This is a genomic window from Streptomyces krungchingensis (assembly GCF_054729265.1).
Genome location: NZ_JBPUKY010000001.1, coordinates 2,644,754 through 2,669,589, shown reverse-complemented (window position 1 = coordinate 2,669,589; position 24,836 = coordinate 2,644,754). Strand labels below are relative to the sequence as shown.

Sequence of the window (24,836 nt, the reverse complement as noted above, 5' to 3'; positions counted from 1 at the left end):
GCCCGCCGTGACGTCCCCGCAGGGCGCGCCGCCTTCCGGACCGGGCGGCGGCGCACTTTCCTGGGCCTCGGCTCAAGGCAGGTCTTCCCCGGACGGAGGCGGCGCGACGCGTCGGGCTCCCGACCCGGGTGACCGGCCCCGGGCCGGCCGTGGGCACGCCCGGGGGATCAGTCCTCGGCGCGCAGGTGGGCGCGCCAGCCGCCCAGCGCCGTGATGTCCTGGGCGCCTTCGATCGCGGCCGGTTCGCAGAGAAAGCCCGGGACGTCGCTGCCGTCGGCCAGCTCCACCCGGCCCAGCGCCATCGGCCGGGGCAGCGCGTCGAGCAGCCGGCCGAGCCCCTCCGCGGGAAGCCGCCACACCTCGGTCTCGACGGCACCGCCCTCCTCGGGGCCGACATGGACCAGCCCCGGCTTGGGCGGCGTCGTGGACAGCGCGTACAGCCGGTAGACGGGTGCGGTGGTCGTCGTCCGCTCCAGTTCGGCGCCCAGGGACAGCAGCTGCGGGTTCAGCGGCTGTCCGGACAGGTGCGCGCCGACCACGGCGATCCTCAGCGGCGGCTGGAGCAGCCGCGCGATGTGCGCGAGGCGCTCGTCGGTGAACGCGCGGCCGATCAGCATCACGCCGAACGGCGCACCGGAGGGAGTGGGACCGGCCGGTACCGCGACGGCCGCCAGATCGAAGAGGTTCGTCGAGTTGGTGAAGCGGCCGAGCCGGGCGTTGGCGCCGAGCGGGTCGGCGGCGACCTCGGCGAGGGTGGGGTGGCCGGGCGCGGTCGGCAGCAGCAGGGCGTCCGCGTCGCCGAGCTCGGCGAGCGCCCGGGCGCGCAGCCCGTCCAGCCGCTCCTGGTCCGCGTACACCTGGTGGGCCGGGATGTCCCGGGAGCGGGTGATGATCCCGGCGACGGTCGGATCGAGCCCGCCGCCGCCCTCGCTCAGCAACTTGTCGACAAAGCTCCCGACGGCGGCGTAGCGTTCGGCGACGAACGCACCGCCGTACAGCATCTCGGCGGCCTCCGTGAACACGGTGAGATCGAGCGTGGACACCTCCGCGCCCGCCGCGACGAGCCGCTCGACGGCCGCCTCGTACGCCTGTGCCCACCCCTCGTCGAGGTCGCCGAGCTGCGCCGTCGGCGGCACGGCGACCCGCCACGGGCCGGGGAGCCGCTGGGGGAGTGCCGGCAGGTCGCGGCCCGGCGGGGACGCCATCTGGGCGAGCACCCGCTCGGCCTCCGGCAGGGTCCGGGCGAACACGGTCACGCAGTCCAGCGAGGCGCAGGCCGGGACGACCCCGGCCGTGGGGACCAGACCCCGGGTCGGCTTGAGTCCGACGATGCCGTTGAAGGCGGCGGGGACGCGGCCCGAGCCCGCGGTGTCCGTGCCGAGGGCGAAGTCGACGATGCCCAGGGCCACCGCGACGGCCGAACCCGAACTGGAGCCGCCGCTGACGCGGTCCGGGTCCAGCGCGCCCCGGACGGCACCGTAGGGGGAGCGGGTGCCGACCAGGCCGGTGGCGAACTGGTCCAGGTTCGTGGTGCCGAGCACGATCGCGCCGACGGCGCGCAGCCGGGCGACGACCGGGGCGTCCACCTCCGGGGTGTACGCGTAGGCCGGGCACCCCGCGGTGGTCGGCATGCCCCCGACGTCGATGTTCCCCTTGACCGCGAACAGGCGGCCCGCGAGCGGCAGCCGCTCGCCCGCGGCCACGCGTTCGTCGATCCCCCGGGCCTCCTCCTCGGCCTCCGCGCGGGGCCGGAGGTCGATCCAGATCTCCGGGCGGTCCGTCGCCTCGATGCGGGCGTATGCCATGCGGACCCTGGTCACGGCGGACATCGGTGCTCCTTGCGCTGGAGGTACGGCGGGACGGGCGGTGGTGCTACGACTCGTGCGGAGCCAGGATCAGCAGCGCGGTGCCCGCCTCCACCTGGTCGCCCGGCCTGGCGAGTACCTCGTGGACCAGGCCGTCCATCGGCGCGGGTATCCGCGACTCCATCTTCATGGCTTCCAGGGCCAGCAGCGGTTGACCGGCGGTCACCGTGTCGCCCGGGCGGACGTTCAGCTGCCAGACGGACGCCGCGAACTCGGCCTCGACCAGACGGCCGCCCTCCGGCACGGCGACCTGGGCCGCGGGGGCCGCCGGGGCGGACGCCGCCTCGGCGCGGGCGAACTCGCCCGCCGCCTCCCACGCGTCCCGCTCCGCCGCGAACGCCGCCCCCTGCCGGGCCCGGAACCCCGCGATGGACTCGGCGTGCTCGGCCAGGAAGGCCTGGTGGCCGGCGAGCGAGAACTCGCCCTCCTCGACCCGGGGGACGAACCGGCCCGAGACGATGTCCGCCCGGAGGTCGAGCAGCTCGTCCGCCTCGACCGGATACCACTTGATGCGGTCGAAGAAGCGCAGCAGCCAGGGTGAGCCCGGCTCGAACGCGCCGCGCTGCTGCCAGGCCGACCACACCTGGGTGGTGCGCCCGACGAACTGATATCCGCCGGGCCCCTCCATGCCGTAGACGCAGAGGTAGGCCCCGCCGATGCCGACCGAGTTCTCGGCGGTCCAGGTACGTGCCGGGTTGTACTTGGTGGTGACCAGCCGGTGGCGCGGGTCGAGCGGCGTCGCGACCGGCGCGCCCAGGTACACGTCCCCGAGGCCCAGGACGAGGTACTCCGCGTCGAAGACCGTGCGGTAGACGTCGGCGACCGAGTCCAGGCCGTTCACCCGGCGGATGAACTCGATGTTCCACGGGCACCAGGGCGCGTCGTCGCGGACCCCCGCCATGTAGCGGGCGATCGCCTCACGGGTCGCCGGGTCGTCCCAGGACAGCGGGAGGTGGACCGTCCGGGACGGAACGGTCAACTGGTCCCCGGTCGGCAGCGTCCGTGCGATCTCCCGCACGGAGGCGAGGAGTTCGCGCTGCGGCAGCCTGCCCGGGTCCGCCTGGATCTGCAGCGAGCGGATGCCCGGCGTCAGATCCGTGACGCCGTCGATCCCGGCCGCGGCGACCGCCTCCATCAGCGCGTGCGCCCGCATCCGCAGGGCCAGGTCCAGCTGTGCGGGACCGAACTCGACCAGCAGGTTGTCGTCGCCGCTGCGCCGGAAGGTCACGTCGCCGTCCCGCGCGAGCACGCCGCCGTCCACGATCGCCGGGCGCACCGAGCCGTCCTCGGCGAGCGGGGTGAAGCGCACCGTGTCTCCCGGGCGGAGCTGCCCGAGCTTCCAGCGTTCGCCGCTGACGACGGTCGCCGGGCAGACGAAGCCGCCCAGCGAGGGGCCGTCGGGGCCGAGCAGCACCGGCATGTCGCCCGTGTAGTCGACGGCGCCCACCGAGTACGGCGTGTCGTGGATGTTCGACGGGTGCAGGCCCGCCTCCCCGCCGTCCTTGCGTGCCCAGCGGGGCTTCGGTCCGACCAGCCGCACCCCCGTCCGCGCCGAGTTGAAGTGGACCTTCCAGTCGGCGGCGTAGAAGTCGCGGATGTCGTCCTCGGTGAAGAAGTCGGGTGCGGCGTGCGGGCCTTCGAGCGCGCCGACCTGCCATCGCGAGCCGAGGACCGGCCGGTCGGCGGCCGGAACCGGTGTTCCACAGACCACCGAGCCGCCGTGCAGCACGTCGCCGGTGCGCAGCGCCCGTCCGCCGTGCCCGCCGAACCGGCCGAGCGTGAACGTGGCCGCGCTGCCGAGGAACAGGGGCACGTCCAGACCGCCACCCGCGAACAGCACATACGTCCGCAGCCCGTGCTCGTCGGGCGCACCGACGTCCAGCACGGCCCCGGCCGGCACCGTCACCGGCTCCCACTGGGCGACCGCTGTGCCGTCCACGGTGACCGCGGCGGAGGCGCCCGTGACGCACACCGTGGTGGCGTGGGTGAACCTCAGCGACGGTCCCCGCAGCGTGCATTCGAGGCCCGGCGCGCCCTCGTGGTTGCCGAGCGCCCGGTTGCCCAGCCGGAACGACAGATCGTCCATGGGGCCGGACGGCGGTACGCCCACCTGCCAGTGACCGGTGCGGCCCGGCCAGTCCTGCACGGTGGTGAGTGTTCCGCCGGACACCACCTCGATGCGCGGCGTCGGGTCGGTGACGCCGGCCAGCGTCGCCGTCGAGTGCGCCGCCGCCCGGAAGGACGGCTCCGCGAGCGCTGCCCGCACCAGGCCCAGATTCGTCTCGATGCCGTCGATCCGGGTGCGGGCCAGGGCCTCGTCGAGCCGTCGCAGCGCCTGCGCCCGGTCCGGACCGCGGGCGATCACCTTCGCGAGCATCGGGTCGTACGACGTGGTCACCTCGGTGCCCGTCTCGACCCAGCCGTCCACCCGGACACCGCCGGGGAACTCGACCCGGGTCAGCAGGCCCGCGCTCGGCCGGTGACCGCGGGACGGGTCCTCGGCGTACACGCGTGCCTCGACGGCGTGACCGCGGGGCGGCCCCGGGTCGCGCACGACGTCCGACTCGCCGCGTGCCAGCCGCAGCATCCAGGCCACGAGGTCGATGCCGAGGACCTCCTCGGTCACCGGGTGCTCCACCTGGAGGCGGGTGTTCACCTCCAGGAAGTACGCCTCCTCGCGGGCCGCGTCGTACACGAACTCGACCGTGCCGGCCGAGCGGTAGCCGACGCTCGCGCACAGGTCACGGGCGCCGGCGGCGAGCCGGTCGCGCACCTGCGGCGGGAGTCCCGGGGCGGGCGCCTCCTCCAGGACCTTCTGATTGCGCCGCTGGAGCGAGCAGTCCCGGTCCCCGAGGGTGACGACGTGGCCCGCGCCGTCGCCGAACACCTGCACCTCGACATGGCGGGCGTCCTCGACGAGGCGTTCCAGGAAGACACCGGCGGAGGAGAAGGACGCCGAGACGACGCGCTGCACCCGCTCCCAGGCCTCGGTCAGCTCGCCGGCGGAGCGACATGCCGACATGCCGATTCCGCCGCCACCGCCGGTGGCCTTGAGCATCACGGGATAGCCGATCCGGGAGGCCGCGTCGAGCGCCTCCCCGACGGAGTCCAGCAGGCCGGTGCCGGGTGCCAGCGGCACCCCCGCGGCCCGGGCCGCCGCGCGGGCCGTGTGCTTCGCCCCGAACAGTTCCAGCTGCTGCGGCGTCGGGCCCACGAAGACGATCCCGGCGTCCTCGCAGCGGCGGGCGAAGGCGGCGTCCTCGGAGAGGAAGCCGTACCCGGGGTGGACGGCGCCGGCGCCGGTGTCCTTCGCCGCCTTCAGGACGAGGTCGGCGTCGAGGTACGACTCCTTGGCGGGCGCGGGGCCCAGGCGTACCGCCTCGTCGGCGAGCCGGACGTGGGGCGCGCCGCGGTCGGGGTCGGAGTACACCGCGACGGTGCGCAGGCCGAGTTCGCGCGCCGTGCGGATGATGCGTACCGCGATCTCCCCGCGGTTGGCCACGAGCAGCGTGTCGAAGGTCATCGCGCCGCTCCGACGGTCATCTCCACGGCGGTCGGCTCGAAGCCGTTGCAGGGGTTGTTGATCTGCGGGCAGTTGGAGACCAGGACGATCACGTCGCGCTCGGCGCGCAGGGTCACCCTGAGCCCGGGGGCCGAGATGCCGTCGACGATGCCGAGCGTGCCGTCCTTCTCGACCGGCACGTTCATGTACCAGTTGATGTTCGACACGAGGTCCCGCTTGCCGAGGCCGTAACGGGCGCCCTCCGCGAGGAAGTTGTCCACGCACGCGTGCTGGGACCAGGTGTGGTGCCCGTACCTGAGGGTGTTCGACTCCTTGGAGCAGGCGCCGCCGACCGTGTCGTGCCGGCCCACTTCGTCGTCGACGACGGTCATCAGCGGGGTGTGCTCGTTCGACATCAGAACGCTTCCGGTGGTCAGGAAGATGGTGCCCTGCGCGTGGATCGTGTCGGGCGCGCTGTAGCGCACGGCGGTGTCCTCGGCGTCGTACAGCAGGAAGTCGACGGCCTGGTTGCCGTGCAGATCGGTGATGGTGAGCGTCTCGCCGGCGCGGACGACGGCCGACCAGGCGGCTCGGGCGGGAACGACGGTCGTGCTCATGCGAGCCCCCTCGCGGCGAGGAATTCGGCGGTGTTCAGGAAGGCGCGGCGGCCCTCGGGCGTGGCCTCCCACAGCGGGTCGCCCGGCTCGGTCGGCGCCGCCCGCCAGGCGAGCACCTCCAGCGGGCCGCTCACGTACCGCGGGCGTGGGTCGGCCGGGTGCGGCACGTTCGCGATCAGCACGGTCACGTCCTGCTCGGCGCGCAGCGTCACGCTCCCGCCGGGTCCGGACGAGCCGGTGAAGTGCAGCGAGCCGTCGTCGCCCACCTCCACTCCCTGGAAGAAGGACAGTGAGGGCGGCAGATCTCGCGGGGCGAGTCCGTTCTTCGCGGCGGCCAGCTTGAACAGCTCACGGCCGGCCGGGGAAGCGGACTGCGGTGTCCCGTCCCCGTACCGCTCGGTGTTGCGCAGCAGGGTGGAGGTGCCGCACAGGGCGTCGTGGTGCCCCGAGGTGTCGGTGACCACCGAGGCCAGCACCCGGCCCTGGTCGGACAGCAGCAGCTGCCCCTCGCCGAGGTAGGCGTTCCACTGGACCTTGACGGTGTCCGCCACGTTCAGCCGTTCCCAGGGACGGCCGGCGACATGGAGCAGGAGGTGCGCGCAGGCGTCGCCGGTCAGGTCGGTCAGCCGTATCTCGGTGCCGCGCGCCAGCACCTTGTGCGTGTAGTTGCCGCCCGCCACCGTCTCGGCCCACACCAGGTGGCCCGCCTCGCAGGGCGGGGCGGGCCAGGCGCTCGCCGGGACGACGGGCATGGCCTCGGTGCGCGTGCCCTCCTGGGCCCGCGCATGGGCGCGGGCTCCGTACGTGGTCGCTGTCGCCATCGCGGGACCTCCGGCTCCGGGTGTCATTTCTGTCGCGCGACAGAAATTAGGGGCGGGCCGGGTCGCCGGCATTGCCCGGCTGTTGCCACCCGGTTACCGATCCCTCACCGGGAGCGGCCGGAGATCGCCGGGCGGCGCCCTGTGCGAGGATCGAACGCATGGGATCGGCGGGCGCACCGGGAGGACGGCGGGTCGGCAGGCCGCGCGCCGCGCAGCGGCCGGACAGCGGGCTGTCGCCGCGCGACGAACTGCTCGCCGCCGCGGCCGAGTTGTTCACCACGCGCGGATACGCGGCCACGACCACCCGGGCCGTCGCCGAGCGCGCCGGCATGCGCCAGGCGTCCATGTACCACTACGTGTCGGGCAAGGAGGAGCTGCTCGCCGAGCTCCTGGAGTCCACGGTCACGCCCTCACTGACCCTCGCCCGTGAACTCCTCGCCGACGACGCCGCGCCGCCCGAGGGCCGGCTGTGGGAGCTCTGCCGCACCGACGTGGCGCTCCTGTGCAGCGGCCCGTACAACCTGGGCGGTCTCTATCTGCTGCCCGAGGTGCGGGCCGAGCGGTTCGCCGGCTTCCATGCCGTGCGGGCCGAACTCAAGGACGCCTACCGGCAGTTGCTCGCCGCGACGGCGGCCGGGGGAGCCCTTGCGAAGAGCGAGCTCGATCTGCGGACGGATCTGCTGTTCGGTCTGATCGAGGGAGTCATCCTGGTGCGCCGCTCCGATCCGGACCGGCCGGTGTCGGCCTTCGCGGAGGCGACCGCGGACGCGGCTCTGCGCATCGCCGGGGTGCCGGCCGGAGCCTGAGCGGGCCCGCCGCCGCCCCCTTCCGTACCTTCCGGATCTCCTCCGGAGTTCCGCCCACGGCGGCGATTTCACCTGGTCGAGCTGTGGATTTCGCATGCCCGTACCCCGTTACACACCGTGTGCGAACGAAGCCGCAGCGTGCAAATGGGGCTGAGAGTACTCCTGTCGCGAGGGCGAATTCAGGTGCTTGCTGAATATGACACAGCGATGATCCGGTCGGACTAAGCTCGCCCGCAGCGCACCGAGTTGAGATGTATTCGGGCGCTTGTTCCCAAAAGTTCCGAAGATTCAGTTTGATCCGTGCGTTTTCCCCCACAAACCTCCCCACCCCCAGTCGACCTGTCTCAGAGGGCATACATGGTGAGTGTTCAATCGCCTCCCGGTGGCCGTGAACTTCCCTACGCGCGCGTCCTGTTGCTGCCGGCCATACTGATGGCCGCGGTGACCGGCGCCGCCGTCGCCTTGGTGACGGAGTCGGCGCGACCAGCCGTCGGTGTGTGCGGCGGCATCGCCACACTGCTGGTCATCGCGATCGGCGCCGAGGCCGTACGCCGCGGCCGCGTCGCCCGTGACCTGCGCGCCGAGTTCGCGCAGCGCTCCGCCTTGCTGGAACAGCGCATCGCCGCCCACGACCAGGAGATCGTGCGCCTCTCCGAGGACGTCCTGCCGACTGCGCTCGACCGGTTGCACGGCGGTGACTCACCCGCGGAAGTGGTCCGCACCCTGGACCGTGCCAACCCGGAGTACGCGGACATCCCCGCGTCGCAGCGCCAGCTCCTGAAGAAGATGCTCAAGGCCATCGACGTCGAGGAGTCGATGCGCGACGCCGCGCAGCGCTCCTTCGTCAACATCGCCCGGCGCGTCCAGGCCATCGTCCACCAGCAGAACAACGAACTGCGCGAGATGGAGGAGGACCACGGGCGCAACCCCGAGGTCTTCGACGACCTGCTGCGCATCGACCACGGCACCGCGCTGATCGGCCGTCTCGCCGACTCCATCGCCGTGCTCGGCGGCGGCCGTCCCAGCCGCCAGTGGCCCAACGCCGTACCGCTGTTCAGCGTGCTGCGCGGCGCGATGTCCCGGATCCTCGAATACCGCCGCATCGAGCTGCACAACATCGTCGACATCGCCGTCAAGGGCGAACACGTCGAACCGATCATCCACGCGCTCGCCGAGCTCCTCGACAACGCCACGCGCTACTCGCCCCCGCACACCAAGGTGCACGTCACCGCCATCGAGGTGCAGACCGGCATCGCCGTCGAGATCGAGGACGGCGGCGTCAGCCTCAGCGACGAGGCCCGCGGCAAGATCGAGGAACTGCTCCGGCTGGCCGCGGCCGGCGTCGACCCGAACGTGATGGGCCAGGCCCCCCGGCTCGGCATGGCGGTCGTCGGACGACTCGCCCAGATGTACAACATGCAGGTCTCGCTGCGGCAGTCCGCCTACGGCGGTGTCCGAGCCGTCCTCGTCGCCCCGCGCGACATGCTCACCAACGACTTCGCCCCCGGTCTCGCGCACGGCATCGGGGTGAACTCCACCGCGGGCATCGACACCGGCGGTGTGGAGGGACCGGCGCGCAAGCCGAAGAAGCGCAAGCCGACCACCGGACCGCGCATCCCCTCCTCGAACGGCGGGTCCCACGACGACGACGTGCCCGTGGTCACCGAATGGACCCCCAACGGGCTGCCGCAGCGCCGCAGTCGCGTCAAGGTCCCGCTCAGTCAGCGGATCGCCGAGGCCCGGGCCGAGGCCGAGGCCGCCGAGGCCGCCGCGGCGGCCGCTCCCGCCTGGGCGCAGGAGCCCGAACCGCAGGAGAAGGAGCCCGAACCCGGCCTGTGGGTCGAAGCGTTCATGAACGGCCTCAAGGGTGACCCGGACCCGACCGCATTCACGATGAAGAACCAGGCGGCCCCTGCCGAGGCCGACGACGAGGGGGACCTCAAGTGATCCAGCAGCGAGCCAACTTCGACTGGATGCTCAAGGAGCTCGCCGACGGCGTACCGGGCATCCGGCAGATCGTGGTGCTCTCGGCCGACGGCCTGCGCATCGCCCGCTACGGCGGCGAGCCGGACGCCGCGGACCGGGTCGCCGCGGCCTGTGCGGGCCTGCAGAGCCTGGCCGGAGCCGTCGCGGGCGAGATCCCCAACAGCGACGGCCGGATGCGCATGGTCATCATCGAGATCAACGGGGGCTACTTCTACCTGATGTCCGCCGGACCCAACGCCTACCTCGCGGTCCTCGCCAACCAGACCGCGGAGCCCGGACTGATGAGCAACCGCATGCGTGACCTCGTCGTCCGGATCGGCGCCCATCTCACCAGCCCGCCGCGGCGCAACGGGCAGACCGTATGACTCCTCCGCAGCGCCGGCGGCGCCATCCCGAGGAAGAAGCCCCGGATCCTCCGACACCGGAGTCCCCCCAGGTCCAGGAAGGCGCGGAGGGCGCGGACGAGGAGGGCGAGGGAAAGTCGAAGAACCCGGAGCGCCTGTACGTGCTCACGGGCGGCGGTGAGGCCGGTGACCGGGCCGAACTCGACCTGGTCACCCTGGTCGTGGCGCGCGCCGACGCGTCGCCCCCCGTCGCCCAGCCGGAGCAGTCCGCGCTGCTTCGCCTCTGTCAGGCCCCTTTGTCCGTGGCCGAGCTCTCGGCCTATCTCAACCTGCCGTTCAGCGTGGTGACCGTCCTGCTCACCGAGATGCTGGCGGCCGAACTGGTACACGCGCGCGCCCCGATCGTCCGCTCGGCGCTGCCCGACCGTTCCCTCCTCGAAGCGGTGATGCATGGACTTCAAAAGCTCTGACACCATCACGGGCCCTCGCGCCGAGGACCACCTGCCGCACACGGCACAGGCCGCGGTGAAGATCGTGATCGTGGGCGGCTTCGGGGTCGGCAAGACGACCATGGTGGGTTCCGTCAGCGAGATCAAACCGCTGACCACCGAGGAGACCATGACGCAGGCCGGCATCGGTGTCGACGACAACTACGGCTCCGAGAGCAAGACGGCCACCACCGTCGCCATGGACTTCGGACGCATCTCCATCACGGACCAGCTGGTGCTCTATCTGTTCGGCACGCCCGGACAGGAGCGCTTCTGGTTCCTGTGGAACGGGCTCTTCGAGGGAGCCCTGGGCGCCGTGGTGCTCATCGACACCCGCCGTCTGGAGGTCAGCTTCGACGTGATCGGCCGCCTGGAGGAGCGCGGTGTGCCGTTCGTCGTGGCGATAAACGACTTCCCCGACGCCCCCGGCTACCCGATCGAGGACCTGCGGACGGCGCTCGACCTGCCCGAGGAGATCCCGATCGTGAAGTGCGACGCGCGCCGCAGGGCCTCCAGCCGGGACACCCTGATGACGCTGATGCGCTTCCTGCACTCCCTGGCTCTCACCTCGGCGCGTGTCTGACGCGACCTCGACGACGGTGCCGTACATCCCTTTTGCCACTCCCCAAGACCCGGATCCCCCTCAGTTTCGGAGCGATCACCGTGACGTCTGAATCCCACACCCCGACCGGTACGGACGACCCCACGCTCGGACCGCCGCCCGGCTGCCCCGCCCACGGCCTCGGACCCGGCGGACTGCACCGCCTGTACGGACCCGAAGCGGAGGACCTGGGAGCCCTCTACGAGAAACTCCGCGCGGAACACGGCGCCGTGGCCCCCGTGCTGCTCCACAACGACGTACCGATCTGGGTGGTGCTCGGCCACGGCGAGAACCTGCACATGGTGAGCACGCCGCAGCACTACGCGCGCGACAGCAGGCTGTGGACCGCCGTCCAGGACGGCACCGCGGGCGCCGACCATCCGCTCGCGCCGCACATCGCCTGGCAGCCCATCTGCTCGCACGCCGAGGGCGACGAGCACCTGCGGCTGCGCGGAGCCGTCATGGGCGCCATGTCGACCATCGACTTCCGCAGTCTGCGGCGCTACATCAACCGGGCCACGCAGCGCCTGGTCAACGAGTTCTGCGAGCTCGGGAAGGCCGACCTGGTCGGGCAGTTCGCCGAGCACCTGCCGATGTCCGTGCTGTGCGAGATCCTCGGCATGCCCGAGGACTACAACGACCGCATGGTGCACGCCGCCCGCGACCTCCTCAAGGGCACCGAGACCGCGATCGCCAGCAACGAGTACGTCATGGGTGTGCTGACCCAGCACACCCTGCGGCGCCGCGCCAACCCCGAGGAGGACTTCACCAGCCACCTCATCAACCACCCGGCCGGGCTCACCGACGACGAGGTCGCCCAGCACCTGCGCCTCGTCCTGCTCGCCGCCTACGAGGCGACCGCCAACCTCATCGCCAACGTGCTGCGCATGGTCCTCACCGACCCGCGCTTCCGCGCCCAGCTCAACGGCGGGCAGATGACGGTGCCGGAGGCGGTCGAGCAGTCCCTGTGGGACGAGCCGCCGTTCAGCGCGGTCCTCGGCTACTTCGCCAAGCAGGAGACGGAGCTGGGCGGCCGGCGCATCCGCAAGGGCGACGGACTGCTCTTCGGCATCGCCCCGGGCAATGTCGACCCGCGGGTCCGACCCGACCTCGCCGCCAGCATGCAGGGCAACCGCTCGCACCTCGCCTTCGGCGGCGGTCCGCACGAGTGTCCGGGACAGGACATCGGCCGTGCCATCGCCGATGTCGGGGTCGACGCACTGCTGCTGCGGCTGCCGGACACCGAACTGGACTGCAAGGAGGACGAGTTGCGCTGGCGGGCGTCGATGTCGTCGCGTCACCTCGTGGAGCTGCCGGTGACGTTCGCGCCGCGGCCGCCGCAGGACGTCATGCAGCGGCCCTCGGTCAACGCGCTGCCCCGCCAGCGGTCGAACTGGCAGGTCACGACCGAGGCGTCGGAGCCGAGTCCCGCGCCGCAGCCGGTGGCGCCGCAGGCCCCGCCGACGCCCGAACCCGCCGTCCGCCTCGGCGCCTGGCAGCGCTTCCTGCGGTGGTGGCGCGGCTACTGACAGGACGTCACCGCACCGTGGTGGCGTGTCGCCGCCCGCGCCGGGCATGGCCGGCGCGGGCGGTCGGGCCCGGCGCGGGCGGTCGGGCCCGGCGCGGGCGGTCGGGCCCGGCGCGGGCGGCGGTGGCGGTCACGCCCGGCGCGGGCGGCGGTGGCCGGCTCCGCAGGCGGGGGACCGGCCTCGGATCAGGGCCCGGCGGGGTGCGACGCGACCCCGTCCGCCCCGGCCCACGCCTCGTACGACGTCCAGGCCTCCAGCGCCCGCGCACTGGCGAACCGGTGCTCGTGCCCTGTGACCGGATCGGTGAACTCCAGGACCCGCGCCAGCAGTTGGAGCGGGCGGCGGAAGTCGCCGGCCGGCACCGGGCCGGTCACCACCGGGTAGAGCGGATCGCCGAGGATCGGCACGCCCAGCGCGTTCATGTGCACACGGAGCTGATGGGTCTGCCCCGTGCTGGGCGTCAGCCGGTAGCGCCCCAGCGGGCCGCGCCGATCCAGCAGTTCGACCGCGCTGACGGCGTTCGGCTCGCCGGGCACCTCACGGGCGGCCAGCACCCCGCGTTCCTTCACGATCCGGCTGCGGACCGTCCGCGGCAGCGCGAGACCGGGGGAGTACGGCGCCACGGCCTCGTACTCCTTGCGGACCAGCTTGTCGCGGAACAGCGTCTGGTACGCGCCGCGTTCCCCGGGCCGCACGGTGAACAGCACGAGCCCGGCCGTGAGCCGGTCCAGTCGGTGCGCGGCACCGAGCGCGGGCAGTTCCAGCTCGCGTCGCAGCCGGGCGAGCGCGGTCTCGGCCACATGACTGCCGCGCGGGGTGGTGGCCAGGAAGTGCGGCTTGTCCGCCACCACGATGTGCTCGTCGCGATACACCACGTCGAGCGCGAAGGGCACCGGTTCCTCGTCGGGCAGCTCGCGGTGGAACCACACGAACATCCCCGGCACGTACGCGGCGTCGGCCGTCACGGGCCGTCCGTCCTCGCCGACGATCAGCCCCGCGTCGATCATCGCGTCGATCACGCCGGTCCCCGCCGCGAGCCGCTCGACCAGATGGTCCCGGACGGTGGCCCAGCCCCCGTCCCACGGCAGCCTGACCCGCACGGGGTCGACCCCGTCGCGCTGCGGGAGGGGGGAGGGCGGAATCCGGGGCTTGCGTCTCACCTGGTCAAGCGTACGAGGCCGGTACGACCTCGGGAGCCTCGGTGACCGTCGCCCGCACCCGGTACGCGCGGTACGCCGCACCCGCGAGCACCGTCATTCCGAGGAACAGCAGGGTGAACCACCGGAAGTACCAGTGTCCGCCCGCCGGGTCGTACACGGCGGCCCGCGGCCAGGCGAGGTTGACGGTCATGAAGAGGCCGTAGAGCAGGGCGAGGACGTTCACGGGGACGCCCCAGCGGCCGAGGGAGAAGAGCGGGGCGCCGGTCTCGTCGCTGCCGCCCGCCTGGAACCCGCCGCGCAGCCGGCGCACCAGCAGCGGCCCGGTCACCATCGCGTACGCCAGGTACAGCATCACGATGCAGGTCGTGCCGATCGCCAGGAACGCGTCGGGAGAGGCGAAGTTCAGCAGCAGCAGCGCGGCCGCGAGGACACCGACGACGAGGGCGGGCGCGCCGGGCATGCCGGTGCGCGGGGCGACCCTCGCGAGCCGGCCGGAGAAGGGCAGCTGTCCGTCGCGCGCCATGGAGAAGAGCATGCGGCAGGCGGCTGTCTGGATGGCCAGGGTGGCCACCGCGACGGCCACCGCCACGTCGGCGAGCAGCGCGCGCCCGACCCCGTCGCCGAGGCTGCTGGTCAGGACGTAGCTCAGGCCGTCCACGCCGAGGCGGCCGTCGGTGAGGCTGGGCGCGGCCAGCAGCCCGCCGAGGACGATCAGGCCGCCGAGCAGGCCGGCCGCGCCGAGTGCGGTGAGGATCGTACGGGGCGCGGTACGGCGGGGGTTGTGGGTCTCCTCGCTCATCTCGCCCGCGCTGTCGAAGCCGATCATCACGTACGCGGCCATGAACGAGCCCACCATCAGGGCGCCGAAGAGGCCGTTGCCGCCCTCGCCGGCGTGGAACGTGATGCCGGGGGAGCGCTCGGAGTGGGTGAACAGCAGCACGATGATCAGGACCGCGCCGATGATCTCGGCGGTCACCCCGATCCGGTTGACGGCCGACATCACGCGGTTGTCGACGATGTTGACCAGGGTGGTGAGGGTCAGCAGGATCACGCCGAGGACGGCCGCGTTGGCGGCGCCGTCGGCGCTGGTGGGTGCCGGGTCGTCGCCCACCAGCTGGAAGCCCGACCAGATCGCGGGCAGCACCATCTGGAGCGCGAGGGCCGCCGCTGCCACCACCACGATCTGCCCGATCACCATGATCCAGCCGGCGAACCAGCCGAAGGACCGGTTCGACAGCCGGGACGACCACTGGTAGATCGCGCCCGAGAGGGGGTAGCGCGCGGCCAGTTCCGCGAAGCAGGCGGCGACCGCCAACTGGCCCACCAGCACGGCCGGCCACGTCCAGAAGAAGACCGGGCCGCCGAACGCGTACCCGAAGGCGAAGAACTGGAAGACGGTCGTGAGGACCGAGATGAAGGAGAAGCCGGCGGCGAACGAGGCGTACCGGCCGAGGCTGCGGTGCAGCTCCTGGCGGTAGCCGAACTCGGCGAGGCCCGTGGCCCCGTCGGGCCGCGGCGGGTCGGGGCGGACGTCGGCGGGGGCGGTGCTCGTCATGGCGGCAACCTGCTTTCGCACAGCGGCGCGAGGATTCCTGTCGAGCGACAGAAATTAGGGAGGGGCTGTTTCGCCGGCGTCACGCGTCCGTGTCCGGGGCGCACCTAACTCCTCACGCTCTTGCGGGGAGCCGCAGAACGCGATACATCGTGTGTATTGACGGGTCGCGACGGTCGCGATATGTTCGGCCACGGATATTCGGTGACGAGTTGCCACTGCTCGGTGGCGATCGCTGCCGGCGAAGGGGGTGGATGCCGTGGCGGCCAAGCGTCGGAAGCTCGGCAACCCGCTGGCCCTCGCGGTCATGGTGCTGCTCACCGAGCGGCCGATGCATCCGTACGAGATCGCCCAGACCCTGCGCCGACGCGGCAAGGACGCCAGCCTGAAGATCAACTACGGCTCGCTCTACACCGTCGTCCAGAACCTGGAGAAGCACGGGTTCGTCGAGGTCGCCGAGGTGCAGCGGGAGGGCAACCGCCCCGAGCGCACGCTGTACGGCATCACGGACGCCGGACGCGAAGAGGCCACGGAGTGGCTGTCGGACCTGCTCGCCGTCCCGGCGCGGGAGTATCCGATCTTCGAGGCCGCGCTCTCCCTGATGTGCGTGCTGCACCCCGACGAGGTGGCGCGGCTGCTCGCGGAGCGGCTCACCATGCTGGAGGTGCAGGCCGCGAGCCTGCGCGGCGGCCTGGCGAAGCTGTCCGAGACACTTCCCCGGCTCTTCCTCGTCGAGTCCGAGTACCAGCTGCACATGATCGAGGCGCAGGCCGTCTGGGTCCGGGGCTTCCTCACGGAGATCAAGGACGGCACGTTCCCCGGCGTCAAGGAATGGCGGACCTTCCTCGAAACAGGTGAGGCTCCGCCGGAGTTCCAGGATCCGGAGGGCGGCGGCCTCGAAGGAAAGTAACCGAGAAGACAGACCCCGGCAGAGCTGTTGCAGCAGCCCCGCCAGGGTCTCGAACCCCGAACCGGCTCCGCCGTGCGGCAGACCGGGCCATCGAGGTGCGGCACACCCAGGATAGCCCGGCGCTCTTCACGCGGATCGGCTCGGCCCTGCCCGAGAACACCGCTCACCCAGGAGAGCCGTCGACATGAGTACCACCCGCGCGCCCGCCATCGAGGCGCGCCGACTGACCAAGACCTACCCCGGCGACGTCACCGCGCTCAGCGGCATGGACGTCACCGTCGCCACCGGCACCGTGCTCGGACTCCTCGGCCCGAACGGCGCCGGCAAGTCCACCACGGTCAAGATCCTCACCACCCTGGCCCGCCCCGACTCGGGCTCCGCCACCGTCGCGGGCCACGACGTGCGGCGCCACCCGGACCGGGTGCGCCGTGCGATCGGCGTGGTCGCCCAGAACTCCGGTGCCGACCCGGTGGCCACCGGCCGGGAGAACCTCCGGCTCCAGGGCAGGCTGTACGGCCTCAAGGGAGCGGCGCTGAGCCGCCGCGTGGACGAACTGCTCGACCGCTTCACCCTCGCCGACGCGGCGAACCGCCAGGTCAAGACCTACTCGGGAGGCATGCGCCGGCGTCTGGACGTGGCCTTGGGGCTCGTCCACCGCCCCGAGGTGCTCTTCCTGGACGAGCCGACCACCGGCCTCGACCCGCAGGCGCGCACCGCGATGTGGGACGAGATCGCCCGGCTCGCCGGTGACGAGGGACTGACCGTCCTGCTCACCACGCACCACCTCGAAGAGGCCGACCGGCTCGCCGAGCGCATCGCGATCGTCGACCGCGGCCGGGTCGTCGTCGAGGGCACCCCCGACGGCCTGAAGGGCGAACTGCGCGGTGACGCCGTCCATGTGGAGCTGCGGGAGGTCGTCGGTGAAGCCGGTCGCACGCTGTTGAGCGGCGCCCTCACCGCGCTGCCGGGTGTGCACGAGGCGCTCTTCGACGGCCGTCGTGTCAGCGTCCGCGCCGACGACGGGGCCGGCGCGGTGCCGGCCCTGCTGGGCGCGCTGGAGCGTGCCGGGGTCGGCGTCGCCTCCGCCACCGTCGCCCGGCCCTCGCTCGACGACGTCTACCTGCGCTACGCGGGCCGCCGCTACTCCGAGGCGGACGCCGAGTCCGCCCGGGACCTCGCCGTCGCCGGAGGTGTGCGATGAGCACCGCCGTCTCCCAGACCTGGTACATGACCCAGCGTCAGCTCATGGTGTTCGTACGGCAGCCCGCGTACCTGCTGATCACCCTGATCCAGCCGGTGGTCTGGCTGTTCCTGTTCGGCAGCCTCTTCAAGAAGGTCGTCGAGCTCGGCGGCTTCGGCACCACCTCGTACCTCGACTACCTCGTGCCCGGGGTCGTCGTGATGAGCGCGCTCAGCTCCAACATGTGGGCGGGCATGACCACCCTCGACGAGATCCAGCGCGGCACCCTCGACCGCTTCCTCACGACACCCGTGAGCCGGGCGGCCCTGATGAACGGCAATGTCGTCAACAACGGCGTGGTGACCGCCCTGCAGTCGGTCGTCATCGTGCTGCTCGGACTGCTCGGCGGCGCCGACTTTCCGGGCGGCCTCGGTGGCGTCGCGGTCCTGGTCGTCGCCTCGGTGCTGCTCGGCACGGTCTTCGGGGCACTGTCCAACGCGCTCGGCATGCTGGTCCGGGAGCGGGAGTCGATCATCGGCATCAACACCTTCCTGCTGCTGCCGCTGACGTTCCTGTCCAGCGCCTTCATGGCCCCGTCCCAGATGCCCGGCTGGATGCGGCACATCGCCGACTTCAACCCGCTCGACTGGGCGATGGTCGCGGGCCGCTCGGCGATGTCCGAACACCCCGACTGGGGCGACGTGGCCGGCAGGGGAGGCGGTCTGCTCGCGCTGGCGGTGGTGTCGGTGTGGCTGTCGATCCGCACGTTCCGCTCGTACCAGCGGTCGGTGTAGGACGGGCTGTGGGCTGTGGGCTGTGGGCTGTGGGCTGTGGGCTGTGGGCTGTGGGCTGTGGGCTCGGGCCGGCGGCCGGTGCGGCAGAGCGCACCGGTCGAGCCGGGCGGAGGCCGACACGGTCCCATCGGTGCCTGCCGGGGCGATCACGTGTGCGTGGCCGCCCCGCGCGGGTTACGCGGACGCCTCCTGCTCCGCCTCCACCTGCGCGTTCCACTCCCGCTTCGACGCCTGCCAGCCGTCCTCGTTGTGGCCGAGGCGCCAGTAGCCGGAGATCGACAGGTCCTCACGCGGGATCTCGCGCTCGACACGCAGCATCCGGCGCAGCTCCTTCACGAAGCCCGCCTCGCCGTGCACGAACGCCTGCATCCGGCCCGCCGGGAACTCCAGCGCGCGAACCGCCTCCACCAGCGCCTCGCCGATCGGCCGGTTTCCGCGGTGCAGCCAGACGACCTCCACGTCGGAGTCGATCTTCTGCTCCTCCTCCGGCCCTGCGACCTCGACGAAGGCATGGGCCACGGCGCCGTCGGGCAGCGCCTCCAGGGCGGTCGCGATCGCGGGCAGCGCGCTCTCGTCACCGGCCAGAAGATGCCAGTCGGCGCCCGCGTCGGGGGCGTAGGCGCCACCGGGACCCATGAACCGGACGACCTCGCCCGGCCGGGCCCGCAGCGCCCAGGGCCCCGCCAGCCCCTCGTCGCCGTGCACCACGAAGTCCAGGGCCAGCTCGCGGTGTTCGGGGTCCCACGCCCGCACCGTGTACGTCCGGGTCACGGGCCACTGCTCGCGCGGGAACTCCGCCCGGACGCGCTCCATGTCGAACGGTTCCGGATACGTGACGCCCTCGGGGCCGAACAGCAGCTTCACATAGTGATCGGTGCAGGAACCCGCGGTGAAGTCGGCCAGACCGTCGCCGCCCAGCACGACACGCTGCATGTGCGGGGTCAGCCGCTCCGTCCGCACCACCTGCGCGGAGTGGGGCTTCCGGGGCTTGCGTGCGGGGCGTTCTGCCATGACGGCCTCCTGGATCACATGCTTAGGTTTACCTAAGTTAGCACCCTCTTCTCTGCGTCACCTATGCGTACGGCGGTATCACTTATGCCGGAAGAGTTCAGCTATGCGTGCAGGGTGGAGAGCAGTCGCTGGAGCGAGCCGCCCAGACCCCAGCGCGTGGCCAGTGCGTCCAGGGCCGCCGGATCCCGCGGCGCGTGCGGCAGCGTCGTGTCCACGTCCGGCAGGGGCACGTCGCCCGCGACCTTGACGACCTTCGGCGCCACCGCGACGTACGGACGCGACTCGTCGAGGCGCTTGCGCTGCGACGGAGTCAACCGGGACGTCGGGTCGTCGACGGCGGCCATGATCCCGGCGAGGTCGCCGAACTCGGCGAGCAGCTTGGCGGCCGTCTTCTCGCCGATGCCCGGCACGCCCGGCAGACCGTCGCTCGGGTCGCCGCGCAGCAGCGCCAGATCCGCATACCCGGCGCCGTCCACGCCGTACTTCTCACGCAGCCACGACTCGTCCGTGAGCTGGAGCGTGCCGACGCCCTTCAGGGGATACAGGACGCGAACGCCCCTCTTGTCGTCCACGAGTTGGTACAGGTCGCGGTCGCCGGTGACGATGTCGACCGGGCCGGTGGCGCGGCCGGTGAACGTGCCGATCACGTCGTCCGCCTCGTACCCCGCGACGCCCACGCGGGCGATGCCGAGCGCGTCCAGGACGGCCTCGATGACCGGGACCTGCGGTGACAGCGTGTCCGGGACCTCCTCCTCGTCCGGACCCCCCTCGCGCTCCTCGGCCACCCGGTGGGCCTTGTAGGACGGGATGAGGTCGACCCGCCACTGCGGGCGCCAGTCCGCGTCCATGCACGCCACCAGGGCGTCGGGGCGGTGGTCCTTGACGAGGCGGTCGATGAATTCCAGCAGCCCGCGCACGGCGTTGACCGGTGTGCCGTCGGGGGCCTTCACGGATTCCGGGACACCGAAATAGGCGCGGAAATACAGCGAGGCGGTGTCGAGAAGCATGAGTCGTCGCGTCTGCTCTGTCACGCTCCGCATCATGCCGTACGCCACCGACAGTGCCGTGGCACCGACGGTGACGTGGGCCACTCTCGTGTTTGCTCCGCGTAAGCGGGGGCAGGCGCCGCCTCTGAGCGAAGTCGGTTGCGCTTTCAACCGCACAGGCCGTGCGGCCGTGCGGACCGTTCCAACCGTGCGAACGAGAGGTACACGTGTCATCCAGGCTAGAAGCCGAACATCTGCACAAGGTGTTCGGCAGACGACCGAAAGAGGCCGTGGAACGGCTCCGCGAGGGGACCGACCGCGAGGAGCTGCGGGCCGACGGCACCACCGCCGCGGTCATCGACGCATCCTTCACGGTGGAGCCCGGCCAGATCTTCGTCGTCATGGGCCTGTCCGGATCCGGCAAGTCCACGCTCCTGCGCATGCTGAACGGACTCCTGGAGCCCACCGCGGGACACGTACGCTTCGACGGCCAGGACCTCACCGAACTCAGCGCCCGTGAGCTGCGCGAGGTCCGTTCGAAGAAGATCAGCATGGTCTTCCAGCACTTCGCTCTCTTCCCGCACCGCAGTGTCCTGGAGAACGCCGCCTACGGCCTGGAGGTCCAGGGCGTACCGACCGCCGAACGCCGGAAGCGGGCCACCGAGGCACTCGAACTCGCGGGACTCGCGGGCTGGGAGAAGTCCTGGCCCGACGAACTGTCCGGCGGCATGCAGCAGCGCGTGGGCCTCGCCCGCGCGCTCGCCACCGACGCCGACCTGCTGCTGATGGACGAGTCCTTCAGCGCGCTCGACCCGCTGATCCGCCGCGACATGCAGGACCAGCTGATCGAGCTCCAGCGCAAGCTCAAGAAGACCATCGTGTTCATCACGCACGACCTCAACGAGGCGATGCGGCTGGGCGACCGGATCGCCGTCATGCGCGACGGCCGTATCGTCCAGATCGGCACCGCCGAGGACATCCTGGTCCGCCCGGCCAACGACTACGTCGCCTCCTTCATCCAGGACGTCGACCGCTCGCGCGTCCTGACCGCGGGAGCCGTCATGGACACCGACGTACGCGGTGACGAGGCGGACTGCTCCTGCGAGACCGCCACGCCCGACACCTCCTTCGTGGACCTGTGCGCCATCAGCGCCCGGCTGTCGCACCCGGTCGCCGTCGTCGACAAGAAGCGCGACCTCGTCGGCGTCGTGCCCCGGCAGCGCCTGGTCGGCTTCCTCGGCGACGAGCAGGGGGCGCCCGGGCCCTGCGTCACCCCGCGTGACGGAGACGGCAAGCTGAACAAGGCGGTGCAGGCCGATGCCTAGGATTCCCTTCGGCGACTGGGTCAACGACGCGGTCGACTGGCTGCTGCACCACATGGCGTGGCTCTTCGACTTCTTCAAGGTCGTCTTCGAAGGCGCCTACGACGGCATCAACGCCGTCCTCCAGGCCCCTCAGCCGCTCCTCCTCGCCGGCATCTTCGCGGTCGTCGCCTTCTGGCTGCGCGGCGCCTCCGCCGGTGTGCTCGCCTTCGCGGGATTCGCCTTCATCGACTCCCTCGGCCTGTGGGAGGACGCGATGGTGACCCTGTCGCTCGTCCTCGTGTCGACGCTCATCGCACTCGTGATCTCCGTGCCCGTGGGCATCTGGGCGGCGCGCTCCGACCGGGTCAGCGGCCTGGTCCGGCCGGTGCTCGACTTCATGCAGACGCTGCCCGCGATGATCTACCTCATCCCGGCGATCCTGTTCTTCGGCACCGGCGGCCCCGCCGGCATCGTGGCCACGCTGATCTTCGCGCTGGCCCCCGGCGTCCGCATGACCGAGCTGGGCATCCGCCAGGTCGACAAGGAACTCGTCGAGGCCGCCGACGCGTTCGGCACCACACCGCGCAGCACGCTGCTGCGCATCCAGCTGCCCCTCGCGCTGCCCACCGTCATGGCGGGCGTCAACCAGGTCATCATGCTGGGCCTGTCCATGGCCGCCATCGCGGGCATGGTCGGCACCGGCGGTCTCGGCGGCGACGTGAACGAGGCCATCGGCCAGCTGAACGTCGGCCTCGGCTCCGAGGCCGGTGTCGCCATCGTGATCCTGGCGATCTACCTCGACCGCATGACCAGCTCGCTCGGCAGCCAGGTCTCGCCGCTGGGCCGCCGTGCCGCCGCCAAGCTGCGTGCCGCGCAGGGCCTGAAGATCTGGTCCTACCGTCCCCGGCCCGCGGTGGCCGTGGTCGGCGTCGTCGTGCTCGCGCTCGTCGCGGGCGGCATGGGCGTCTTCGGCGGCGGGGCGAGCGAGTCCACCGCGGCCGACGGCAAGGACATCGGACAGGGCAAGAAGGTCACCATCGGCTACATCCCGTGGGACGAGGGCGTCGCCTCCACCTTCCTGTGGAAGGAGGTCCTCGAACAGCGCGGATTCCAGGTCGACGCCAAGCAGTTCGACGCGGGTCCGCTCTACACCTCCCTCGCCCAGGGCGACATCGACTTCGAGACGGACTCCTGGCTGCCCACCACGCACGAGCAGTACTGGAAGAAGTACGGCAAGCAGCTCGACGACCTGGGCTCCTGGTACGGCCCGACCTCCCTGGAGCTCACCGTGCCCGCCTACATGAAGGACGTCGACTCCCTGGCGGACCTCAAGGGCAAGGCCGGCCGGTTCGGCGGCAAGATCACCGGCATCGAGTCCAGCGCCGGGATGATGAGCCTGCTCAAGAGCAAGGTGCTCAAGGAGTACGGCCTCGACAAGGAGTACAAGGTCGTCGACAGCTCGACGCCGGCGATGCTGGCCGAGCTGAAGCGCGCGTACGCCAAGCAGGAGCCCATCGTGGTCACCCTCTGGTCGCCGCACTGGGCCTACAGCGACTACAAGCTGAAGAAGCTCAAGGACCCGAAGGGCGCCTGGGGCAAGGGCGACGGGGTGCACACCCTCTCCCGCAAGGGCTTCGCCCAGGACAACCCGGTCGTCGGCCAGTGGCTCAAGAACTTCAGGATGAGCGAGCAGCAGCTCACGAGTCTGGAAGCGGAGATCAACAAGGCGGGCAAGGGCAAGCAGCAGGACGCCGTGCGTGCCTGGCTGAAGAAGAACCCGGGTGTCGTCGACAAACTGGCTCCGGTCAAGAGCGCGGCCGCCCCGGCCGAGGCGAAGCGCCCGCTGGACGTCGCCTGGTTCCCCTGGGACGAGGACGTCGCCGTCACCTACCTGTGGAAGAACGTGCTGGCCCGCCGTGGCTACACGCTGAACCTCAAGCAGATGGACGTCGGTCCCGTCTACACGGGCCTGGCCTCCGGCGACATCGACCTCAACTTCGACGCGTGGCTGCCGTACGCCCAGGCCAACTACTGGGACCAGCACAAGGACGACCTCAAGGACCTCGGCACCTGGTACCGGCCGACCTCGCTGGAGATCGCGGTGCCGTCGTACGTGAAGGACGTCAAGTCCCTCGCCGACCTCAAGGGGAAGTCCGGCACCTTCGGCGGGAAGATCATCGGCATCGAGCCGGGCACCGGCGAGATGAACCTCCTCAAGAAGAAGGTGCTCCCGGGGTACGGCCTCGACAAGGAGTACAAGGTCGTCGACGGCTCCACGCCCGCGATGCTGGCCGAGCTGAAGCGCGCGTACGCCAAGAAGGAGCCCGTCGCCGTCGTCCTGTGGTCGCCGCACTGGGCCTACAGCGAGTACAAGCTCACCAAGCTCGCGGACGACAAGAAGCTGTTCGGAGAGGGCAACACGATCCGGACGATCTCCAGCGAGAAGTTCCCGGACCAGTACCCGCAGCTCACCGAGTGGATCAAGAACTTCCGGATGACCGAGGACGAACTCGGCAGCCTGGAGAGCGAGATCAAGCAGCGCGGACAGGGGCACGAGGAGGACGCCGTCGCCGCGTGGCTCAAGGAGCACCCGGACATGGTGGGGCGGATGACGCCGCAGTAGTTCCACCGGTCGTCCACCGCATGTGATCCACCCAGGGGTGGTCTTCGTCGCACGGGTCCCGTGCCGAAGGCCACCCCGCCCTCGTTTCCGGCCCCGCGCCGCCGGCGGACGCACGCGGGGGCGCGAACGAACGGGCCGACTCCGACTCCGCCTCCGCCTCCGGTCCGGCACCGCCGGTGACTCCGGCTTCGGTCCGGCTCGGACGCGGGCCCGTACTCGCGCCCGACGGCGGCGACGGCGACGCACTGGCGTACGAGAAAGATCCGGACAACCGCATCGCCCGCGCGGCCGCCGCGGACCCAGCCGCACCGGCCCCCTCGACGGACCGTCAACTCAGGTGTCCGCGGGGAGACTTCACGAGTCGCCGCACGGGCGTCCGCCCCGGCTCCCGGCCGGTCCTCGGCCCCGGAGGGGCGCCGGCGCTCCGGACGTCGCCCGACGGCCCGAACCAGGCCGTACGGACGTGGAGTTGGCCGATGCGCGCCCGCGCGGCGAGCGGTGCGGAACCCCTCGCACCCGTGCCTACGATCCCGCGGCCGGTCGGGCCTGCCGGAGAACTCCCCGCCCCCGCGGCCCCGGTCCGGTCCCGCCGGACCCGCGGCAGACCCGCCGCGCGCCCCGCCGCGGCATCCGGCCCTGCCGGCCAGCCATTTCGCCCCGTGCGACGGGTGCGTGCCGGACGGGTCCGGGCAACTCGTCCGATGGCGCGAACTGTAACCCTGGCCCTGCATCGATGTGACAGCGATGTGACGGGTGC

The 24,836-nt window shown here is 71.7% G+C and carries 19 protein-coding genes; 11 read left to right on the top strand and 8 right to left on the bottom strand.

The window, feature by feature from the left end; all coding sequences use genetic code 11:
* Positions 1–167: 167 nt before the first annotated feature.
* Genes atzF through ACSYGO_RS11925 form a run of 4 tightly spaced genes read right to left on the bottom strand, consistent with a single transcriptional unit; the run spans position 168 to position 6,805 of the window.
* A complete protein-coding gene (atzF, locus tag ACSYGO_RS11940; protein ID WP_460386643.1) occupies positions 168–1,829 on the bottom strand; it encodes an allophanate hydrolase in 1,662 nt (553 codons plus the stop codon).
* Between the two features lie 43 nt (positions 1,830–1,872).
* Positions 1,873–5,388 carry a 5-oxoprolinase/urea amidolyase family protein gene (locus ACSYGO_RS11935; protein ID WP_460386642.1) on the bottom strand — a complete coding sequence of 1,172 codons (3,516 nt, stop codon included), beginning with the start codon at positions 5,386–5,388 and terminating at the stop codon, positions 1,873–1,875.
* Positions 5,385–5,984 (bottom strand): urea amidolyase associated protein UAAP2, encoded by a 600-nt coding sequence (locus ACSYGO_RS11930; protein WP_426681927.1) that lies wholly within the window; start codon positions 5,982–5,984, stop codon positions 5,385–5,387. Before ACSYGO_RS11930 ends, ACSYGO_RS11935 begins: the two co-directional genes overlap by 4 nt.
* A complete protein-coding gene (locus ACSYGO_RS11925) occupies positions 5,981–6,805 on the bottom strand; it encodes an urea amidolyase associated protein UAAP1 (RefSeq protein ID WP_426681928.1) in 825 nt (274 codons plus the stop codon). Before ACSYGO_RS11925 ends, ACSYGO_RS11930 begins: the two co-directional genes overlap by 4 nt.
* A gap of 158 nt (positions 6,806–6,963) precedes the next feature.
* Here ACSYGO_RS11925 and ACSYGO_RS11920 point away from each other — a divergent pair, with 158 nt between their 5' ends.
* The 6 genes from ACSYGO_RS11920 to ACSYGO_RS11895 all read left to right on the top strand — a co-directional run bounded on the left by ACSYGO_RS11920 (position 6,964) and on the right by ACSYGO_RS11895 (position 12,559).
* The gene (locus ACSYGO_RS11920; RefSeq protein ID WP_426681929.1) at positions 6,964–7,611 is read left to right on the top strand and encodes a TetR/AcrR family transcriptional regulator; all 648 of its coding nucleotides are present in this window, start codon (positions 6,964–6,966) and stop codon (positions 7,609–7,611) included.
* 357 nt (positions 7,612–7,968) lie between these two features.
* The gene (locus tag ACSYGO_RS11915; protein ID WP_432175553.1) at positions 7,969–9,558 is read left to right on the top strand and encodes an ATP-binding protein; all 1,590 of its coding nucleotides are present in this window, start codon (positions 7,969–7,971) and stop codon (positions 9,556–9,558) included.
* Positions 9,555–9,962 carry a roadblock/LC7 domain-containing protein gene (locus ACSYGO_RS11910; RefSeq protein ID WP_028801594.1) on the top strand — a complete coding sequence of 136 codons (408 nt, stop codon included), beginning with the start codon at positions 9,555–9,557 and terminating at the stop codon, positions 9,960–9,962. Before ACSYGO_RS11915 ends, ACSYGO_RS11910 begins: the two co-directional genes overlap by 4 nt.
* Complete coding sequence (locus tag ACSYGO_RS11905; RefSeq protein ID WP_426681931.1) at positions 9,959–10,411, top strand: DUF742 domain-containing protein; 453 nt, start codon at positions 9,959–9,961, stop codon at positions 10,409–10,411. The genes ACSYGO_RS11910 and ACSYGO_RS11905 overlap by 4 nt, the downstream gene beginning before the upstream one ends.
* Positions 10,392–11,012: a GTP-binding protein gene (locus ACSYGO_RS11900; RefSeq protein ID WP_426681932.1), complete on the top strand. Its 621-nt coding sequence runs from the start codon at positions 10,392–10,394 to the stop codon at positions 11,010–11,012. Before ACSYGO_RS11905 ends, ACSYGO_RS11900 begins: the two co-directional genes overlap by 20 nt.
* A gap of 80 nt (positions 11,013–11,092) precedes the next feature.
* The gene (locus ACSYGO_RS11895) at positions 11,093–12,559 is read left to right on the top strand and encodes a cytochrome P450 (protein WP_426681933.1); all 1,467 of its coding nucleotides are present in this window, start codon (positions 11,093–11,095) and stop codon (positions 12,557–12,559) included.
* Positions 12,560–12,744: 185 nt separating this feature from the next.
* On the opposite strand, the gene ACSYGO_RS11890 is transcribed toward ACSYGO_RS11895, so the two are convergent.
* On the bottom strand, positions 12,745–13,719 hold the full coding sequence (locus tag ACSYGO_RS11890) for an RluA family pseudouridine synthase (RefSeq protein ID WP_460386641.1): 975 nt from the start codon (positions 13,717–13,719) through the stop codon (positions 12,745–12,747).
* 4 nt (positions 13,720–13,723) lie between these two features.
* Entirely contained in the window at positions 13,724–15,274 is a 1,551-nt protein-coding gene (locus tag ACSYGO_RS11885) for an amino acid permease (RefSeq protein ID WP_460386640.1), read from the bottom strand.
* 256 nt (positions 15,275–15,530) lie between these two features.
* Between ACSYGO_RS11885 and ACSYGO_RS11880 the strand changes: the two genes are divergently transcribed.
* From ACSYGO_RS11880 to ACSYGO_RS11870, 3 genes are all read left to right on the top strand, one after another.
* Positions 15,531–16,181 (top strand): PadR family transcriptional regulator, encoded by a 651-nt coding sequence (locus ACSYGO_RS11880; protein WP_257004633.1) that lies wholly within the window; start codon positions 15,531–15,533, stop codon positions 16,179–16,181.
* A 184-nt stretch (positions 16,182–16,365) separates the two neighbouring features.
* Entirely contained in the window at positions 16,366–17,382 is a 1,017-nt protein-coding gene (locus tag ACSYGO_RS11875) for an ATP-binding cassette domain-containing protein (protein WP_460386639.1), read from the top strand.
* A complete protein-coding gene (locus ACSYGO_RS11870) occupies positions 17,379–18,155 on the top strand; it encodes an ABC transporter permease (RefSeq protein ID WP_426681937.1) in 777 nt (258 codons plus the stop codon). The genes ACSYGO_RS11875 and ACSYGO_RS11870 overlap by 4 nt, the downstream gene beginning before the upstream one ends.
* Positions 18,156–18,329: 174 nt before the next feature.
* Here ACSYGO_RS11870 and ACSYGO_RS11865 read toward each other — a convergent pair whose 3' ends face one another.
* The gene (locus tag ACSYGO_RS11865) at positions 18,330–19,166 is read right to left on the bottom strand and encodes a siderophore-interacting protein (RefSeq protein WP_432175556.1); all 837 of its coding nucleotides are present in this window, start codon (positions 19,164–19,166) and stop codon (positions 18,330–18,332) included.
* A 101-nt stretch (positions 19,167–19,267) separates the two neighbouring features.
* Entirely contained in the window at positions 19,268–20,206 is a 939-nt protein-coding gene (locus tag ACSYGO_RS11860) for a 5'-3' exonuclease (protein WP_426681944.1), read from the bottom strand.
* 173 nt (positions 20,207–20,379) lie between these two features.
* Between ACSYGO_RS11860 and ACSYGO_RS11855 the strand changes: the two genes are divergently transcribed.
* Positions 20,380–21,477 (top strand): quaternary amine ABC transporter ATP-binding protein, encoded by a 1,098-nt coding sequence (locus tag ACSYGO_RS11855; protein WP_460386638.1) that lies wholly within the window; start codon positions 20,380–20,382, stop codon positions 21,475–21,477.
* Positions 21,470–24,079 (top strand): ABC transporter permease/substrate binding protein, encoded by a 2,610-nt coding sequence (locus tag ACSYGO_RS11850; protein WP_460386637.1) that lies wholly within the window; start codon positions 21,470–21,472, stop codon positions 24,077–24,079. The genes ACSYGO_RS11855 and ACSYGO_RS11850 overlap by 8 nt, the downstream gene beginning before the upstream one ends.
* Positions 24,080–24,836 lie beyond the last annotated feature (757 nt).

Bases quoted from the DNA above. Each gene is read 5' to 3' on its own strand.
- atzF (WP_460386643.1), bottom strand. From the start codon at position 1,829: ATGTCCGCCGTGACCAGGGTCCGCATGGCATACGCCCGCATCGAGGCG.
- ACSYGO_RS11860 (WP_426681944.1), bottom strand. From the start codon at position 20,206: ATGCGGAGCGTGACAGAGCAGACGCGACGACTCATGCTTCTCGACACC.
- ACSYGO_RS11865 (WP_432175556.1), bottom strand. From the start codon at position 19,166: ATGGCAGAACGCCCCGCACGCAAGCCCCGGAAGCCCCACTCCGCGCAG.
- ACSYGO_RS11850 (WP_460386637.1), top strand. From the start codon at position 21,470: ATGCCTAGGATTCCCTTCGGCGACTGGGTCAACGACGCGGTCGACTGG.
- ACSYGO_RS11925 (WP_426681928.1), bottom strand. From the start codon at position 6,805: ATGGCGACAGCGACCACGTACGGAGCCCGCGCCCATGCGCGGGCCCAG.
- ACSYGO_RS11935 (WP_460386642.1), bottom strand. From the start codon at position 5,388: ATGACCTTCGACACGCTGCTCGTGGCCAACCGCGGGGAGATCGCGGTA.
- ACSYGO_RS11900 (WP_426681932.1), top strand. From the start codon at position 10,392: ATGGACTTCAAAAGCTCTGACACCATCACGGGCCCTCGCGCCGAGGAC.
- ACSYGO_RS11870 (WP_426681937.1), top strand. From the start codon at position 17,379: ATGAGCACCGCCGTCTCCCAGACCTGGTACATGACCCAGCGTCAGCTC.
- ACSYGO_RS11920 (WP_426681929.1), top strand. From the start codon at position 6,964: ATGGGATCGGCGGGCGCACCGGGAGGACGGCGGGTCGGCAGGCCGCGC.
- ACSYGO_RS11930 (WP_426681927.1), bottom strand. From the start codon at position 5,984: ATGAGCACGACCGTCGTTCCCGCCCGAGCCGCCTGGTCGGCCGTCGTC.
- ACSYGO_RS11905 (WP_426681931.1), top strand. From the start codon at position 9,959: ATGACTCCTCCGCAGCGCCGGCGGCGCCATCCCGAGGAAGAAGCCCCG.
- ACSYGO_RS11885 (WP_460386640.1), bottom strand. From the start codon at position 15,274: ATGACGAGCACCGCCCCCGCCGACGTCCGCCCCGACCCGCCGCGGCCC.
- ACSYGO_RS11915 (WP_432175553.1), top strand. From the start codon at position 7,969: ATGGTGAGTGTTCAATCGCCTCCCGGTGGCCGTGAACTTCCCTACGCG.
- ACSYGO_RS11875 (WP_460386639.1), top strand. From the start codon at position 16,366: ATGAGTACCACCCGCGCGCCCGCCATCGAGGCGCGCCGACTGACCAAG.